Here is a 15,858-nt window from a genome sequence, read left to right as displayed (position 1 = left end):
TGGGAGCGTACAAGAAAGTCTGTATCCTTTTTTACAACAAATCTTTCCTGCGGTATAAAACCTCGCTAGTGGGCGCGGATGACCGCAGAAAAACCAAAGCTCATCATCCGTATGGCGGACCTGGACGATGCCGGCAAAATCGCCACCTTGTCCCGCAAGATTTACGGTAAAGGTGAAGGCTACACCGTCGAAGAAGTGCGTGGACAAATCAATAATTTCATCGATGGCCAGTTGGTCGCGGAATATGAGGGAAAGATTGTCGGGCATTGCGCGACCTTTCAGATATCCGAGAAAACCGCTCGGGCCGCGCATAGCTGGGCAGAAATCACCGGTGGGGTTTTGCTGCCCGGCATGATCCCGGTGGCGAAATTCTGTATGGCATGGAAGTCAGCGTCGACCCGGATTACCGGCGACTGCGCATCGGGCTGCGATTCTACAAAGTCCGCCGGGAGCTCTGCCAGCATCTTGGGCTGAAAGGGATCATCTTTGGTGGCAGGCTGCCGGGCTATTCACGGCGCAAACGCAAATATCCTGACCCTGCGGATTATCTGGCTGCCGTGGCCGAAAAGCAATTTCGTGATCCGGTAATTAATTTTCAGTTGAATCAGGGCTTTGTGCCGCTGGGAATATTAAAAGACTATATGCCAAGCGACAAGCCATCCGGCGGTCACGCGGTGCACATGTTCTGGGAAAACCCGCTGGCGGTTGAAGCGAAAATCGGGACACAAACGCCGCATGACCGTTTGCCGCAGTCGGTGCGTGTAGCGACTGTACAGTTTCAGATGCGCAAGATTACATCGCAGTCCGAATTTGAAGACCAGGTGGAGTATTTCATTGATGTAGCAGCAGATTATGGCGCCGATTTCGTGACATTTCCCGAGTTGTTTACGCTGCAATTGCTGTCTTTGGAAAGTGAAAAGCTGGAACCTGCACAGGCAATAGAGAAAATTGCCGAATATACCGACAGATTCAAGGAAGTGATGGAGAAACTGGCGGTTTCTTATCATATCAACATCATCGGCGGCTCCCACCCCACGCGCATGGAAAATGGCGACATTCGCAATATATCCTATGTGTTCCTGCGCAATGGCGCGATTTACACGCAGGACAAGCTGCATCCTACACCGAGCGAAGTGCGTTGGTGGAACATCAAGGGCGGCTATGGCGCGGAAGCCATTCCGACCGATTGCGGGCCGATCGGGGTCATGATTTGCTATGATAGCGAGTTTCCAGAGATGGCGCGGCATCTGGTCGACCAGGGGGCGATGATATTATTTGTTCCCTTTTGTACCGATGAGCGGCGCGGTTATTTGCGGGTGCGCTACTGCTGTCAGGCGCGTGCCGTGGAGAACCAATGCTATGTCGTGATGTCTGGCGTGGTCGGGAACTTGCCGAACGTCGAGAATATGGACATTCACTATGCTGAGAGCGCAATATTGACGCCATCCGATTTCCCGTTCGCGCGAGATGGTGTGGCGGCAGATACAGCGCCCAACACTGAAACGATTGCGCTGGCCGACCTGTCTTTGACTAACTTGCTCACCAGTAGGCAATCCGGAGCAGTGCAAAATTTGAAAGACCGCCGCTTTGATCTTTATAGGGTACTCTGGAAGGGCTAAGCTCGGCGGAGAACAGGCTTTGGGCTGCCTATGTCATTTCAATAGTTCATCAAATAGCCAACAAGCCCCAATTGGGACCTTCAATTTTCGCGGTAAGTTAACGTGCCGGAAAGATTAGGAAATCCAGAGATCCCGAGTTTTCAATTCAAATCAGCCTTGATAAAATCCGCCGCGCGTTCGCCGATCATGATGCTGGGCGCGTTCGTGTTGCCGCTGATGATTTCCGGCATTATCGAGGCGTCCGCAATATAAAGTCCTTCTAGGCCGCGAAATTTGAGGTGGGTATCGACCACGGCATCTTCATCACCGCCCATCCGGCAGGTGCCGACGGGGTGATAGACAGTGTCGGCCCGTTCGCGGATGAGCGCGTCCAGTTCGGCGTCATTGCTCATGTCAACCGGATGGCGATTGGTGGGTTTGAAGTCTGTCAGCGGCGGAGCTTCCATGATCCGCTGCATATTGCGAACACCTTTACGCAGGGTTGCGATGTCGCGGTCATCATCCAGGAAATTGGGATCAATGGCTGGCGGGGCTTGCGGATCACTGGAACCAAGCCGCACGGTGCCTTTGCTATGGGGACGCAGCACACAGGCATGGCAGCTGAACCCGTGCCCTTTCACCGCCTCGCGGCCGTGGTCTTCGAGCATTGCGGGGACGAAATGATATTGAATATCGGGAGCAGGGACATCGGGGCCGCTGCTCCAGAACCCACCCGCCTCGGCATAAGGTGTGGTCATGATGCCGGTGCGTTTCATCCTATGTTCGAGGATTGCCTTGCCCATGCGGATGGTGCCTTGCAGCGAGTCGCCTATCAGTTCCCTGGACTCTGTTTTATAGCCAGATACAAAATCGATATGGTCTTTCAGGTTCGTGCCGACCTCCGGTTTGTCGAGAACAACTTCAACGCCGTGTTCTTTGAGATGTTCGGCTGGACCAATGCCAGACAATTGCAATATATGCGGAGAACCAAACGCACCCGCCGAAAGCACAACTGCGCCGCGCGCGTGCAGTATTTCCGAACTGCGACCACGCTTGATCTGCACTCCACTAACGCGACCATCCTTTACGATCAGCTTCTCAACCAGAGATTTCGTTTTGATATCGAGGTTGGGGCGATCACGGGCAGGCTCGACATAGGCACGCGCGGCAGACCAGCGTTCGCCGCCTTTCTGGGTGACCTGATAAAGCCCCATGCCTTCCTGCTTTGCGCCGTTAAAATCATCGAGGATTGGCATCTGCAAGTTTCTTGCGGCTTCAACAAAAGCGACACTGCCGGGGTTCGGCCATTTCTGATCCGATACCGACAGCGGCCCGTCGCCGCCGTGATAGGCGTCACTGCCCCGTTCGTTGCCTTCGGATTTCTTGAAATAGGGGAGCACGTCATCATAGGACCAACCGTCGCAGCCGAGAGCCGCCCAATTATCATAATCCCATTTATTGCCGCGGATATAGACCATCGCATTGATAGCACTCGATCCGCCAAGCCCGCGCCCTCTTGGTTGATAGCCGATGCGCCCATTCAGCCCTTTTTGCGGGACGGTATCGAATTTCCAATTCGCGTTTTTGAGCAGGAACGGCATCATCCCCGGCGTCTTGACGAGGAAGTTGTTGTTCCTGCCGCCCGCTTCGATCAGGCAGACGGTGCGCTTGCCATCCTCGCTGAGCCTTCCGGCAACCGCGCTGCCAGCAGAGCCGCCGCCGATAACGATAATGTCATATTCCGCCATGTTCAGTAATCCTCTTCTGCGGGATTACTGCCTCAAATCGCTTGCGCTTTCCAATGGTTTTCGCGCCAGCCCGAAATCTTTTGTTGTAATGTTATGACAATAGCGAGCGCGAGCAGCGCCACCGCTGCGCCGCCAATCATATCGACCAGATAATGTGTACCTTCTATGGGCGTGGACAGGAGCATGGCGATGTTGAGAGCCAGTAGCGGCCAACGAAGCTGACGATGCTCCCATGCCATAACAATATAGATTATTGCGGCAGCTGTATGAAAGCTGGGTGCGCAGACAAGGCCTTGTAGTGCGCCAAGGTCAATCTCCCCTAACATGTTGCCGCGTAACAGCGGCAGTAACTGTGCCTGATAAACCCCGCTGGTCGGCATATAGGCAATGGGTTCCTGCCACAGATACGATAGCGGACCGACGGCGGGAAAGGCGAAGAACAGTGCTAGGGTTATCGTCGCTGCCAGCAAGAAGGTAACCAGAAACAACTGTGCTTTTGCCCGTTCGTCGGCCATTGCAAATGCACCAAGGAGGAGCGCCGGCGACAGATAAATATTGGCATAAGCCAGCCGACCGGCCTGCTGCAGAACGGGATGCGCTGATACAAATATATACCAGTCGTTCCAGTTGAAAAATAACAAGCTGTCCATCCGAGCCAGTTCAGCATCGACAAATCCGGTGGTCATAGCTGCTGCGGGATAGGTTGCGGTTGCACCTAGCAGGCTCAAAAATATGAAAAGGCCAAGATACTCGGAAAAATCACGAACGACCATTTGCCCACGCGATTTGGTGTTTCCAAGCGCGATACGGATTATTGCCAAAACAGCCAAAATCACAAGATAGGCGGCGTTGCTGGCTTTTAGAAAGTCGATTGTAAGCCCGGTCCAGGCCATCATTGTCATGACGATGATGGTGCTAGTTGTTAGCATCGCCATGATCCAGCTTAGGGGAACGACATTGACGGCGGCGAATTGCAATCGACCGTCCGCAGACAGATGCGTAGAAAACCCGCCGCTCATTTCCATGGCGACAAGACCCGATAAAATGACCCGGAAGCCAGTATTTTACTATGTGCCGCCGCGTCCCCCGCAACGACCCATCTCACCCGATGATACAATGTCTATCCAGTTAGCAACCCGCACGCCAGAAATGCGCGACTTTTCGAGCTAAGCTCGGTCCTCAAAATCGCCTTTGCGCGTCTTTTATTGAAAAGAACAGTTTTTAGTGAAAAGGACGGGAAAATTTATGTAACATTGGATTTACAGAATTACTTTTTGAGCGAATTCTGCCAACGCGCCCGGATCGTTTCGCTGCTCTCGCGGCTGCCATCATGACTCCATCCCGGCGGTTTGATCAGGTAGTTCAGCTTATACCGCCACGGCGCGCTCCACAGATCCTTTGCCATGCCGACCCATTCATGGAAAACCGCCCAAAAGATATTATAACCCTTCAGGTTTTTGATAATGCCATATTGTATCTGCTCTTCGTCCGTTTCGCGTTCAAACGTCCCGAACATCCTGTCCCAGATGATAAAAATCCCGGCATAGTTTTTATCCAGATAGCGCGGATTGGTCGCATGATGGACGCGGTGGTGTGAGGGGGTGTTCATCACCGCTTCGAACCAGCGCGGCATTTTATCAATCGCCTCTGTGTGGATCCAGTACTGATAGAGCAGGTTCACGCCGCCGGCGAAGGCGACCATCGCCGGGTGAAAGCCCAGCCAGAACATCGGCAGGCCGAATATCCAGGTAAGCGCAAACGTGCTGGTCCACGGCTGACGCAGCGCGGTGCCCAGATTATAATATTGGCTGCTATGATGATTGACATGCGCTGCCCAGACCCAGCGGATGCGGTGCGCGCCGCGATGGAAAATATAATAGAAAAAATCGTCGACGAAAAAGACCAGCACCCACGCCCACCATGCGGTGAGAGGCACCTCAAAAATCCGGTATTGATAAACCCAGAAGCCAGCAGCAACAGCGATACCGCCGGTCAAGGCCCCCGCAAAAACACTGCCCGTACCAAGTGTCAGCGATGTTGCCATATCCTTCACATCATATTTGATATGATCGCGATACCGGCTCGCGAAAAACTCTATCGCCACCGTCAACACAAAGAACGGAATCGCATAAAGGGTTGGATCTGGAAACTCGGGCATGATTGTGACTATTTACACCAATGTCAGTGGGAGTCTAGCCGGGAACATCCACGAAACTTGTGCTCGGCATCAAGTACGGAGCACGGCAATTATTGTCCTGCCGCTAGCACATCAACCATCGCGCGCACCGGTGTGATATCATAACCGGCGTTGCCAGCAAGACGCGCGATTTCTTCGGGAGCCATGCCGCTCTTCGCCTGCGCCAGCGACCACAGCAAAGTCGAGCGCGTGCCGGAACGGCAATAGGCGAGCGTCTTGCCCTTTGTGCTGTCCAGCGCTGCAATCATCGCATCCACTTGCGGAGCGGAAAATCCACTATGGCTGATCGGTATTGCAACATAATCCAGTCCTGCCGCTTTGGCTGCTGCTTCAATATCGGCGCTTTGCGGCGCGGCGGGATCTTCGCCATCTGGTCGGTTATTGACGATAAGTGTTACGCCCTCTGCTTTCGCGTCGTTGATTTGATCGAGCGTGATTTGCGGCGAAACGCCAATCTTGTCGTTGATTTTGCGGAACATGGACTTGGTCTCCTCTAGCGGGACAGATGAATCGGTTGCTGTTGCAGCGCTACAACCCACCGTTATGATCGAAAGCGCAATCGGTAAAAGTGCGGATCGGATTTTCATACGCTCTCCTGCTGCCTTTCCGTAACTTCGCGGATCACCTGCAAAAATGACTCGCCGTGTTTTTCCAACTTTGCCGCGCCGATCCCGGGCAATTCGCCCAATGCGGACAGGCTGCGTGGCTTAAAGCCTGTCATATCACGAAGCACGCTGTCATGGAATATCACATAAGGCGGCACGCCCAGCTCCTTGGATAGCTCCATACGCTTGGCACGCAGGGCGTCGAACAGCGGATCGCCGACCGGATTGGGAGAGGCGCCGCCACCACGACGGCTCCGGCGCTCGCGCTTGGGTGGTTCCACAATCGCGACTTCTTCATCGCCCTTCAAAATGGCTCGGGCTTCGGGGCCAAACATCAGCCCGCCATATTCATTATTGCGCAGCGCATCGCGCAGCAGCAGAGATCGCGAGACAGGTTTGATCAGCGCCGCGTCTTCATCGCTGACGATATCGAAAACCGACAGCTTGTCATGACCGCGCGCGCGAATTTTTTCGTCCTGCCGACCGGTCAGTACGGCTTCCAAATGAGTGACACCAAAGCTCTGGCCGGTACGATAAACCGCAGACAGGAATTTGCGCGCCAGTTCGGTAACATTCCGGGTGGCCGGGGCATGGAGGCAATTGTCGCAGTTGCCGCATTGCTTTGGCGGTTCTTCACCAAAATGCCTGAGCAATATGGCGCGGCGGCATCCGGCTGCTTCTACCAGCCCGCCCATGGCAGCCAGCCGGGTGCGTTCGCTATCCATGCGTTTCTCGTCGACTTCGGATAATCGCTGACGCGCGCGGGCAAAATCTTCCGCGCCCCAGAACAGATGCGCTTCTGCCGGATCGCCATCGCGTCCGGCACGGCCGGTCTCCTGATAATAAGCTTCAATGGATTTCGGCAGCCCGGCGTGGGCAACGAAACGCACGTCCGGTTTGTCGATACCCATGCCAAAAGCAATAGTGGCGACCATCACCATGTCTTCGGAGGCGACAAAATCAGCTTGGTTTTTCTGACGGATTTCTGAGTGCAATCCCGCATGATAAGCGCGGGCACTGCGACCGGTCTTGGCAATTTGGTCTGCGAGTTTTTCGGTCGCGTTGCGGGTTGGCGCATAGATGATCCCGGAGCCGGGAATGCGGTCAATCAGATCCTTGATCTGTCCGGTCAGTCCTTTGCGCGGCGAAATATTATAGCGGATGTTCGGGCGATCAAAGCCTGCAATGATAAGGCCGTTATGTTCGATTCCGAGCTGCACCAATATATCTTCGCGGGTGTGATGGTCGGCAGTAGCTGTGAGCGCCAGCCGCGGCACATCTGCGAAATGATCTAGCAGTGGTCTCAGCAGGCGATAGTCCGGACGGAAATCATGACCCCATTCAGAGACACAATGCGCTTCATCAATGGCAAACATCGAAATATTGGTTTGCTCAAGCAGTTCGCGGAAATGAGATTGCGAGGCGCGTTCTGGCGCAGCGTAAAACAAATCCAGCTCGCCTGCCTTCAGCCGCGCGATTGTCTCGGCGCGATTATCATCGGCGGAGGTGAGGGTGGCGGCGCGAATGCCAACCGCCTCGGCGCTACGCAATTGATCGTGCATCAGCGCGATCAGCGGTGAGATCACGACGACCGTGCCTTCATTGGCGATCGCGGGGAGCTGGTAACAGAGTGATTTACCCGCTCCGGTTGGCATGACGGCCAGTGTATTTTGTTTTCCCATGACGCGATCCAGAACCTGATCCTGAACCCCGCGAAAATCGCTAAAGCCGAAGGTGGATTTGAGGAGCGGGAGGAGGGCGGTGTGCATCGGCTTTGCTTAGCCAGCGCATTACAATTGCGAAACACCTAATGTGAATTTAGGCGATTTTATGCTCCGCACCTGATGCGGGGCATCCCTCGATTGCGCGCTGGCCGATGGCAGCTCCGCCTCAATTGCGGAACACATTGTTCAAATCAAGCCAGTTCCCGCTCTTCTGCCTGCCGCTTCCACATATCGGCATAAAGCCCGTTTTTGGCTAATAACGCCCGGTGGTCACCGCGTTCGGCGATCTGGCCTTTGTCGAGCACGATAATCTCGTCTGCATGGGTGATGGTGGAGAGCCGGTGCGCGATAATCAGCGTCGTTCGGCGCTCGGAGATTTTCGCCAATGTCGCCTGAATTTCGTCTTCGGTTCGGCTGTCGAGCGCCGATGTTGCTTCGTCCAGTATCAGGATCGGAGGGTTCTTTAGCAACGTCCGGGCGATGGCGACGCGCTGCTTCTCGCCGCCGGAAAGTTTGAGCCCGCGTTCACCCACCTGCGTTTTGTAACCATCCGGCAATTGTGCGATGAAGTTATCCAGCGCAGCGCCGCTTGCAGCAGTCTCCACATCGGTCTGTGTTGAACCGTCGCGGCCATAGGCGATATTATACCCGATGCTATCATTAAACAGCACGCTGTCTTGAGGCACGATGCCAATCGCGCTCCGCAGACTATTCTGGGTGACATCGGCAATATCCTGGCCGTCGATCAAAATGCGCCCACCCTGCGGATCATAGAAGCGGAACAGCAGCCGCGCGATGGTTGATTTGCCTGCGCCGGACGGCCCGACAATCGCCAGCGTTTTTCCCGATGGCACTGCAAAGCTGAGCCCTTTGAGAATTTTGCGTTCTTCATCATAGTTGAAATGCACATCATCAAACTCAACCGTGCCGTCGCTGACGTTTAGTTTCGTGGCACCTGGTTTATCAGCAATTTCCGGTTCGGTGTCGATCAGCCGGAACATGGCGTCCATATCGACAAGGCCCTGACGGATGGTGCGGTAGACCATGCCCAGCAGATCAAGAGGGCGGAACAGCTGCATCAGCAGCGCGTTAACCAGCACGAGATCGCCAACCGTCAGATCGCCCTGCTTCCAGCCGTAAACGCTGAATGCCATTGCCCCAATCATTGTCAAATTGGTGATGAACGACTGGCCAATATTGAGCAGCCCGAGAGAGTTTTCTGATTTGACCGCCGCATTGGCCCAATCCTGCATCGCCCGATTATAGCGCTCGCCCTCGCGTGCTTCGGCGGTGAAATATTTGACCGTTTCATAGTTCAATAGCGCATCAACTGATCGTCCGATCGCGCGGGTGTCCATGTCGTTCATTTCGGCGCGCAAGGCGTTGCGCCAATCGGTCACTTTGCGGGTGAAGGTGATGTAGACAACCACCATTGCAACCGTCGCTGCCACCAGTCCGAAACCGAATTTCACCTGAAAAATTATCAGCACGGCAAGCAGCTCGATGATAGTGGGCGCAATGTTGAAAAGCAGGAAATAGAGCATGATATCAATGCTCTTGGTGCCACGTTCGATAACCTTGGTGATCTCACCGGTGCGTCGCCCGAGATGGAAACGCAGCGAGAGCCTGTGCAGATGATTGAACACGTTGATGGCTAATTGCCGCGCCGCTTCCTGCCCGACTTTTTCAAACACGATATTGCGCATATTATCAAACATCACCTGCCCGAACCGCGCCAGCCCATAAGCGGCCACCAGCGCTAGCAAGACTGTGAGTTCCGTGTTCAGGCTATCACCCGCCATCCCATCAACCACGGCTTTATAGGCAAAAGGCATCGATAATATTGCGGCCTTGGCGCACAGCACCAGCAACCCCGCGATCACTATGCGGATGCGCAGTCCTGGGGCACCTTCCGGCCATAAGTACGGCAGAAAGCGTTTCAAGGTAGGAATCATTGGCGGGTCGATCTGACCCTTTGTGGAGTAATCCGGCGGCATCGCCAAGATGTAGGGATGCGGTGGCTAAAAGTCTATGCGCGCTGGCTTGGCATCAGAAACTTCCGCTGACCGTGATCCGGTAAATGAGTCCGAAATCACGGCTGCGGTCTTCGATAAACCCGATCGGGCCATCGCGGCGACCGGGAATAAATCCGCGACTGGCATCGCCGGGTTGCCCCAAAAGTTGCCCATAAACTGTCCGGGTGAAGTTCTCGCTGCGACCAAGGAGATTGCCGAGATCGGCTTTAACGGTCAATCCAAGCACATCCTTATGCTCGACAAATATCCAGGTATAGGGCGCGCCGGTCTTGAAGTTGTTGATCTGATCAAGACGCAGGAAATTCGAGAATCGGAAATCCTCGGCGCCGCCGCCCCATGCCCAATCGCTGTTTGGAATATCGTGACGCAGACTGATTTCATAGGTGAATATCTTGTCATCATTGGTCCGCCGGAAATTTCCCAGCAGCGGATCACGCACCGAGCTTTTGCGGACCTCGCCTTGAATATCCAGCTTGGCACCGGTCCAGCCGATGGAATCGAACAATATCGATGACGTTAGCGAGACACCATATCTTGTCGCCTTGGGCAGATTTCCACGGGCCTCCGTAGTGGCAGTGATCGGAATGGAATCGACAATATCGGTTATTTTCTCGCCGTAAATATTGACGGTCATTGACCCCCAGGGACCCAGCTTCTGTGTCGCCTCCAGTTCAGCGCGCCATGTTTGGGGCGGAACCAGGCCAGGGTTGCCAGCGTTGTTCGCATTGTTCGCGACATCGACTGATTCCACAAAGTCGAAAAAATTGAGCTGACCAACCTTTCGCTCCAGTTTCAGGCTGACATCCAGATCATCCTGCGGTTTCCATGAGAGTGAAACTGATCCTTTAGGCCTGATAAAAGACCGGGTCTGGCCGCGCGCACCGCTTTGGCTAATCTTGCTATATTCGCCGCCCAACGTTGCCTGCAACGTGAGTTGTTCCGAAAGCGGTCGACCGTAGCTGCCAATCAACTCACCGCGATATTCGGTAACTTTTGTGTTGCCCAAGGGTGTGACGACAGGATTGGCAAATGATGAAAACGACCCTTCGTTTTCAAGAAAATTATAAGCGCCTTCAAGGCTGATTCCCCAGTCGGTTCCACCCCCCGTTTTCCAGTTATATTCAGCACGAACAACAGATTCGCCTTCATCAACCGTCTGATCAAACTGGCTGCCGTTGGCAGGCGTGATACCATCAGTGAAAGTTTGTCCGAAAAAATTGTTGAACGGGCTATGTTCTAGGCGCTGGAGGCCGACGAGCTTTAGGCGGCCGCCACCGAGGGCAAATTCATAGTCGCCGCTAATTTCGGCATTCCATTCCCGTTCTCTACTGCTGTAAAATTCAAAAATATCAGGCTGCCCCGACTGGGTTCTCAAAGTGTCAACGCTTTCGGTGAAGTGATTGAGCCCATAAGATGCATTGAGATTGAACACTGAACCTGCATCGCTGGTGCTGGCATAAGCGGCGCTGAACTTGGGGCGGTCACCGCGCACACGGGCTATTTCGTCGCGCTCAAACAAGAGGTTACCGAACCGGTCAATGACCTGCTCGGGGCCGTCAACACCATTGCGAAATGCGTCATTCTCGATCGAAAGCGTGAACTCACCCTTGCCGAGCGGGCCGGTGATTGATGCATCTCCCGCAAACCAGTTATTGCCGGCCCGACGCCATTGTGGCCGCCAGCGGAAATTGCCGGAAATACCTTTGTTTTCATCGACCTTGGTAACGAGATTGAGAACTTGGCCCGACAAGCCCGAGATACTGAGTGTCGCGCCGTCAACAATCTCAATTCGCACGACGCTGTCTGCCGATATCCGGCGGAGTGCAATGAACGCATCAATATTCTTGCCCGAAATGCGCTGGCCATTGATCAGTACATTTTCATCAGCCTGACCCAGTCCACGTTCATCGGTGTCGCCCGTATCAATCGTAAAACCGGGTACCTGACCGACCATATCAAGGGCAGTCCGCGGATTGAATCGTTTAAATTGTTCGGCGTCGTAGATTTGTCGATCATTTTCCGAGCGTGGTTGCAGGTTGGTTGCCACTAGTTCCTGCGCCAGGACAGTTTGCGGAAGTATGCTGATGGCTATCACTGAGATCATCGCGGAGCCCGACAAAAGCGATTTCATGCTGGCCAAAATTTTTCCCCTCAAACCGCCCCAATGCGATGTTCTTTCGATGCCGCATCGCTATGGTCAATTGGTTTCACGCGATACTGGCTTTCGATAAACTACATCTGTAGTCGGATGAACAACATCATCGACAAGCTATTTAAACCACTCAATCTTAAGGTTTGTTTGAAAAAAGTACCCATGCACCGGCGCCATTGGCCAAGGTGTAGACGCAATAGAAGATCACCGCCGAGAGCATACCCATATTGGCGAAAATGAGCGCGGCGGCGAGCATGATAAACTCCAGAATATAGCTTCCGTAAGGGCCAAGAAATTTCGAGAAACTCGTTCGGGCTTCGGAAATCATCGGGTGATTGCTCTCCATCATCGCTTTGTGCATGGCGAAATTGGCGATCCCGCAAATGAAAATGATCAAAATAAACATGCACTGCGTATAGAGCAGGAAGCGATTAATGTCAGTTGCAGTTGCAAATAAATTTTGCCAGCTTGTGGCGCGTCAAGGAGATATGGTCAGATGGAATTTGCGGGCAAGACAGCGGTGATCACGGGCGGGGCTACAGGTATCGGCCTGGCGCTGGCAAAACAGATGGGACAGGCGGGCGCGCGGGTCATAATTTTTGAACCGCGAGAAGACGTGTTGCGCGAGAGCATATCGGCTTTGGAGGCGCTAGGGGTTGATGCCAAATATTTCACCGGCGATGTCACCAAACTGGAGGATGTTGAGGCGCTAGCGGATTTTGCTTGGGAACAAAATGGTCGCGCGGATATCATTGTCAATAACGCCGGTATCGGTGGTCCGCGCACGGGCATATTGGATACGGATATCGATGAAGCGCGCGCCTTGTTCGAGGTGAACTTCTTTGGCGTGTGGAATGGCATTGCGGCGTTCGGCAGGCGTTTCCGGGATGATGGTTTGCCCTCGGCCATCTATTCAACCGCTTCGGAAAACGCATTGTTCAACGCGCTCCCGGCAGGCAGTGGCGGCGCCTATGTGCCCAGCAAACATGCCGTGCTGGCGCTCATGGATGTGTTCCGGCGCGAAGGGGATGCCAATATTGAAACCGGTGTGATCATTCCCGGCTGGGTCGCTACGCCGATGACTCGCGACATGGGCATGGAGGCGGATGAATTTGCTGCGATCATTTTCAAGCAGATGCAGGCGGGTGAATATCATCTGGTCGGCCATGCCTATAATGTCGTGCGGATCGAGGAACGTCAGGCCGAGATCAGGGCAGCTTACGCCAAATATGCCCCGCGCTATGATGGTGATGATGAATATGATGTGCAGACATATGTTGAAAAAATGAAGGCGAAGCGAGACCAATAGTGGTTCATAAAAAGCTCAACTTACCCGAAAAAACCTGCCCGGTCTGCGATCGCCCGTTTGCGTGGCGCAAGAAATGGGCGCGCGATTGGGAAAATGTGATCTATTGTTCCGAGCGCTGCCGGCGAACCGGCAAAGCTAGTCAAGCTGGCGCTTTGTAACCGCTTAAATATCTCCGCGTTCCGGCGTTGCTTTAACTTTCTCCGCGAGAAATTCTAGAATGCGCTGCTTGTCTTCCCCGGCACTATGACCACCAAACCGCATCATCGCGACTCCCGCGAGCATCATCAAAAACGGAATACCGAAAAACGGCACTTTGAAACTCAAGGGCGCATCATCGCTGCCTAGCACCATGAGGCTCATCAGCATGAAAAAGCCCAGAAACCCGAACCAGAAGACCATGAAGACATTCAGGCTACGGGCTTTGCCCATCCGCGCCGTGATAAGCGTCCCGCCGCGCTCTGCCTTCATTTTGCCTTCCAGACAGGTCGAAAAATCATTGCGTATATTGTGCTTTACGACGCGCAACAAAATTTTCTCTTCGGTGCCGCCACCCATGACGCGTCCCTTGTTCTTTTCCTTCTGCGTCCACTCGCGGTCCATCTCCTTCTCGAGAATGCGGGCGAGGGGGACGGGTGCGTGAGGGGAGAAGAGTTTCATTTTGCGGGCCATTTGTCTTAAACCGTTTTCGCTTATTGATTTGACTTCGTGTTTTTAACCAGTTGGCTTCATCTCCGGTAGGAGAAGAGTTTGATATATATAATGACATTGGGCTCTCCAAAATTGGGCGAGCCTCCTACTAAGGGCATACTTAAATCATCTACTACGGACGGCATTTGTAAGCGCGGTGCTTACAAACAGCTATATCTGCTAAACCGCCTCCAGCAACCCCTCTTTCCTGATCTTCTCATGCCAAACCAATGGCGCAAGATGGTGGACGCTTTGCCCTTCGGCATCGACCGCTACCGTCACTGGCATATCCTGCACCTCAAATTCGTAGATCGCCTCCATGCCGAGGTCTTCAAAGCCGACAACTTTCGATCCCTTGATTGCACGGCTGACGAGATAGGCGCTGCCGCCGACGGCCATCAGATAGGCGCTCTTGTGCTTCTTGATCGAAGCGACGGTGTCGAGCCCGCGTTCCGCTTTGCCGACCATCGCGAGCAAGCCTTGCTCCAGCATCATATCGGTAAATTTGTCCATCCGGGTTGCGGTGGTTGGACCGGCGGGACCAACCACTTCCTCGCCAACCGGATCAACCGGGCCGACATAGTATATCACGCGCCCCTTGAAATCGACGGGTAGTTCTTCGCCAGCGTCGAGCATATCCTTGATCTTCTTGTGCGCAGCATCGCGCCCGGTGAGCATCTTGCCGTTGAGCAGCAGCCGGTCGCCATGTTTCCATGTCGCGACTTCTGCGGCATCGAGTTTGTCGAGGTGGACGCGCTTGGCCTCCGACGAAGGCGTCCAGTTGACATCTGGCCATTCGTCGAGCTTGGGTGCCTCCAGATAGGCTGGGCCGCTGCCATCCAGCGTAAAATGCGCGTGGCGGGTGGCGGCGCAATTGGGGATCATCGCGACCGGTTTACCCGCTGCGTGGCAGGGCCAGTCGTTGATTTTCACATCCAATATGGTCGATAAACCGCCGAGCCCCTGCGCGCCAATGCCCAATGCATTCACCTTGTCGAATATCTCGATCCGCATCTCTTCCATATCGTTGCGCGGGCCGCGTTGCTTGAGTTGCCCCATATCAATCGGGTCCATCAGTGATTGCTTGGCAAGCAGCACCGCGCGTTCCGCTGTGCCGCCAATACCGATGCCGAGCATTCCTGGCGGGCACCAGCCAGCACCCATCAGTGGCACCATTTCCAGCACCCAGTCGACGATATTGTCAGATGGGTTCATCATCTTGAATTTGGATTTATTTTCGGACCCGCCGCCTTTGGCCGCGACGTCTACGCTGACCTTGTCTCCGGGAACCATCTCGACGTGCAGCACACTGGGCGTATTATCCTTGGTATTGCGCCGCGTGAAGGCAGGGTCCGCCAATATGGAAGCGCGCAATTTATTCTCGGGATGCAGATAGGCGCGGCGCACGCCTTCATCGACAATCTCCTGCATCGATTGCGATGTGTCATCCAGTCGGCAATCCATGCCCCATTTGACGAACACATTCACAATGCCGGTGTCCTGACAAATCGGCCGGTGTCCCTCGGCGCACATTTTGCTATTGGTCAAAATCTGCGCAATCGCATCCTTTGCCGCCGGTGACTTCTCTGCCTCATAGGCTTTGCCCAGCGCGCGGATATAATCCATCGGATGATAGTAAGAGATAAACTGCAGCGCATCGGCAACGCTTTCAATCAGATCGGCGGTTTTGATGGTGACATTATCTGTTGCTGGCATATCTGCTCCGGGAGTCTAAAGGTCATGCGATCCGGACATTCTTTTGGCTCATATGTTGTTGTCGGGCAAGGCCTTGTGTCGAAGTG

Annotated in this window: 14 protein-coding genes and 1 pseudogene; 5 read left to right on the top strand and 10 right to left on the bottom strand. The window is 54.1% G+C overall.

Translation table 11 applies throughout. The features are described 5' to 3' along the window. Positions 1 to 78 precede the first annotated feature (78 nt). Together HF685_RS16325 and HF685_RS07170 are read left to right on the top strand one after the other, a co-directional pair. Complete coding sequence (locus HF685_RS16325; protein ID WP_246218793.1) at positions 79 to 474, top strand: hypothetical protein; 396 nt, start codon at positions 79 to 81, stop codon at positions 472 to 474. 176 nt (positions 475 to 650) lie between these two features. Further along, positions 651 to 1,619 (top strand): annotated as a pseudogene (locus tag HF685_RS07170) (carbon-nitrogen hydrolase family protein); the annotation flags it as partial. Between the two features lie 140 nt (positions 1,620 to 1,759). Here the strand turns inward: HF685_RS07170 and HF685_RS07165 are convergent. The 7 genes from HF685_RS07165 to HF685_RS07135 all read right to left on the bottom strand — a co-directional run bounded on the left by HF685_RS07165 (position 1,760) and on the right by HF685_RS07135 (position 12,012). Further along, a complete protein-coding gene (locus HF685_RS07165) occupies positions 1,760 to 3,346 on the bottom strand; it encodes a GMC family oxidoreductase (RefSeq protein WP_168818933.1) in 1,587 nt (528 codons plus the stop codon). Between the two features lie 32 nt (positions 3,347 to 3,378). Beyond that, entirely contained in the window at positions 3,379 to 4,281 is a 903-nt protein-coding gene (locus HF685_RS07160; RefSeq protein ID WP_211051421.1) for a phosphatase PAP2 family protein, read from the bottom strand. Positions 4,282 to 4,613: 332 nt separating this feature from the next. Further along, entirely contained in the window at positions 4,614 to 5,504 is an 891-nt protein-coding gene (locus HF685_RS07155) for a sterol desaturase family protein (protein ID WP_168818931.1), read from the bottom strand. An 89-nt stretch (positions 5,505 to 5,593) separates the two neighbouring features. Beyond that, positions 5,594 to 6,130 (bottom strand): protein tyrosine phosphatase family protein, encoded by a 537-nt coding sequence (locus HF685_RS07150; protein WP_343040095.1) that lies wholly within the window; start codon positions 6,128 to 6,130, stop codon positions 5,594 to 5,596. Beyond that, positions 6,127 to 7,917, bottom strand: coding sequence for a DNA helicase RecQ (gene recQ / locus HF685_RS07145; RefSeq protein ID WP_168818930.1), 1,791 nt, complete (start codon positions 7,915 to 7,917; stop codon positions 6,127 to 6,129). Before recQ ends, HF685_RS07150 begins: the two co-directional genes overlap by 4 nt. Before the next feature lie 146 nt (positions 7,918 to 8,063). Further along, the gene (locus tag HF685_RS07140; protein WP_168818929.1) at positions 8,064 to 9,869 is read right to left on the bottom strand and encodes an ABCB family ABC transporter ATP-binding protein/permease; all 1,806 of its coding nucleotides are present in this window, start codon (positions 9,867 to 9,869) and stop codon (positions 8,064 to 8,066) included. Positions 9,870 to 9,921: 52 nt separating this feature from the next. Continuing rightward, positions 9,922 to 12,012 (bottom strand): TonB-dependent receptor plug domain-containing protein, encoded by a 2,091-nt coding sequence (locus HF685_RS07135; protein WP_211051418.1) that lies wholly within the window; start codon positions 12,010 to 12,012, stop codon positions 9,922 to 9,924. On the opposite strand from HF685_RS07135, the gene HF685_RS07130 reads away from it, so the two are divergent. After that, positions 11,993 to 12,139 carry a hypothetical protein gene (locus tag HF685_RS07130; protein ID WP_168818927.1) on the top strand — a complete coding sequence of 49 codons (147 nt, stop codon included), beginning with the start codon at positions 11,993 to 11,995 and terminating at the stop codon, positions 12,137 to 12,139. The genes HF685_RS07135 and HF685_RS07130 overlap by 20 nt on opposite strands. Before the next feature lie 57 nt (positions 12,140 to 12,196). Here the strand turns inward: HF685_RS07130 and HF685_RS07125 are convergent, their stop codons facing one another. Next, positions 12,197 to 12,466, bottom strand: coding sequence for a hypothetical protein (locus tag HF685_RS07125; protein ID WP_168818926.1), 270 nt, complete (start codon positions 12,464 to 12,466; stop codon positions 12,197 to 12,199). A 90-nt stretch (positions 12,467 to 12,556) separates the two neighbouring features. Between HF685_RS07125 and HF685_RS07120 the strand changes: the two genes are divergently transcribed. Together HF685_RS07120 and HF685_RS07115 are read left to right on the top strand one after the other, a co-directional pair. Continuing rightward, the gene (locus HF685_RS07120; protein WP_168818925.1) at positions 12,557 to 13,369 is read left to right on the top strand and encodes an SDR family NAD(P)-dependent oxidoreductase; all 813 of its coding nucleotides are present in this window, start codon (positions 12,557 to 12,559) and stop codon (positions 13,367 to 13,369) included. Then, positions 13,366 to 13,527: a DUF2256 domain-containing protein gene (locus HF685_RS07115; protein WP_425500183.1), complete on the top strand. Its 162-nt coding sequence runs from the start codon at positions 13,366 to 13,368 to the stop codon at positions 13,525 to 13,527. The genes HF685_RS07120 and HF685_RS07115 overlap by 4 nt, the downstream gene beginning before the upstream one ends. A gap of 4 nt (positions 13,528 to 13,531) precedes the next feature. Here the strand turns inward: HF685_RS07115 and HF685_RS07110 are convergent, their stop codons facing one another. Then, positions 13,532 to 14,026: a hypothetical protein gene (locus tag HF685_RS07110; protein ID WP_168818923.1), complete on the bottom strand. Its 495-nt coding sequence runs from the start codon at positions 14,024 to 14,026 to the stop codon at positions 13,532 to 13,534. Between the two features lie 210 nt (positions 14,027 to 14,236). Next, the gene (locus tag HF685_RS07105) at positions 14,237 to 15,772 is read right to left on the bottom strand and encodes a fumarate hydratase (RefSeq protein WP_168818922.1); all 1,536 of its coding nucleotides are present in this window, start codon (positions 15,770 to 15,772) and stop codon (positions 14,237 to 14,239) included. Between the last annotated feature and the right edge of the window lie 86 nt (positions 15,773 to 15,858).

The organism is Parasphingorhabdus halotolerans, from assembly GCF_012516475.1.
Classification (GTDB): Bacteria; Pseudomonadota; Alphaproteobacteria; order Sphingomonadales; family Sphingomonadaceae; genus Parasphingorhabdus; species Parasphingorhabdus halotolerans.
This window is presented reverse-complemented; position numbering and strand designations above follow the sequence as displayed.

What these genes read in the sequence shown, in the direction of transcription:
- HF685_RS07125 (WP_168818926.1), bottom strand. Translation starts at nt 12,466, where the DNA reads ATGTTTATTTTGATCATTTTCATTTGCGGGATCGCCAATTTCGCCATG.
- HF685_RS07150 (WP_343040095.1), bottom strand. Translation starts at nt 6,130, where the DNA reads ATGAAAATCCGATCCGCACTTTTACCGATTGCGCTTTCGATCATAACG.
- HF685_RS07120 (WP_168818925.1), top strand. Translation starts at nt 12,557, where the DNA reads ATGGAATTTGCGGGCAAGACAGCGGTGATCACGGGCGGGGCTACAGGT.
- HF685_RS07135 (WP_211051418.1), bottom strand. Translation starts at nt 12,012, where the DNA reads ATGATCTCAGTGATAGCCATCAGCATACTTCCGCAAACTGTCCTGGCG.
- HF685_RS07165 (WP_168818933.1), bottom strand. Translation starts at nt 3,346, where the DNA reads ATGGCGGAATATGACATTATCGTTATCGGCGGCGGCTCTGCTGGCAGC.
- HF685_RS07140 (WP_168818929.1), bottom strand. Translation starts at nt 9,869, where the DNA reads ATGCCGCCGGATTACTCCACAAAGGGTCAGATCGACCCGCCAATGATT.
- HF685_RS07130 (WP_168818927.1), top strand. Translation starts at nt 11,993, where the DNA reads ATGGCTATCACTGAGATCATCGCGGAGCCCGACAAAAGCGATTTCATG.
- HF685_RS16325 (WP_246218793.1), top strand. Translation starts at nt 79, where the DNA reads ATGACCGCAGAAAAACCAAAGCTCATCATCCGTATGGCGGACCTGGAC.
- HF685_RS07160 (WP_211051421.1), bottom strand. Translation starts at nt 4,281, where the DNA reads ATGGCGATGCTAACAACTAGCACCATCATCGTCATGACAATGATGGCC.
- HF685_RS07155 (WP_168818931.1), bottom strand. Translation starts at nt 5,504, where the DNA reads ATGCCCGAGTTTCCAGATCCAACCCTTTATGCGATTCCGTTCTTTGTG.
- HF685_RS07110 (WP_168818923.1), bottom strand. Translation starts at nt 14,026, where the DNA reads ATGAAACTCTTCTCCCCTCACGCACCCGTCCCCCTCGCCCGCATTCTC.
- HF685_RS07105 (WP_168818922.1), bottom strand. Translation starts at nt 15,772, where the DNA reads ATGCCAGCAACAGATAATGTCACCATCAAAACCGCCGATCTGATTGAA.
- recQ (WP_168818930.1), bottom strand. Translation starts at nt 7,917, where the DNA reads ATGCACACCGCCCTCCTCCCGCTCCTCAAATCCACCTTCGGCTTTAGC.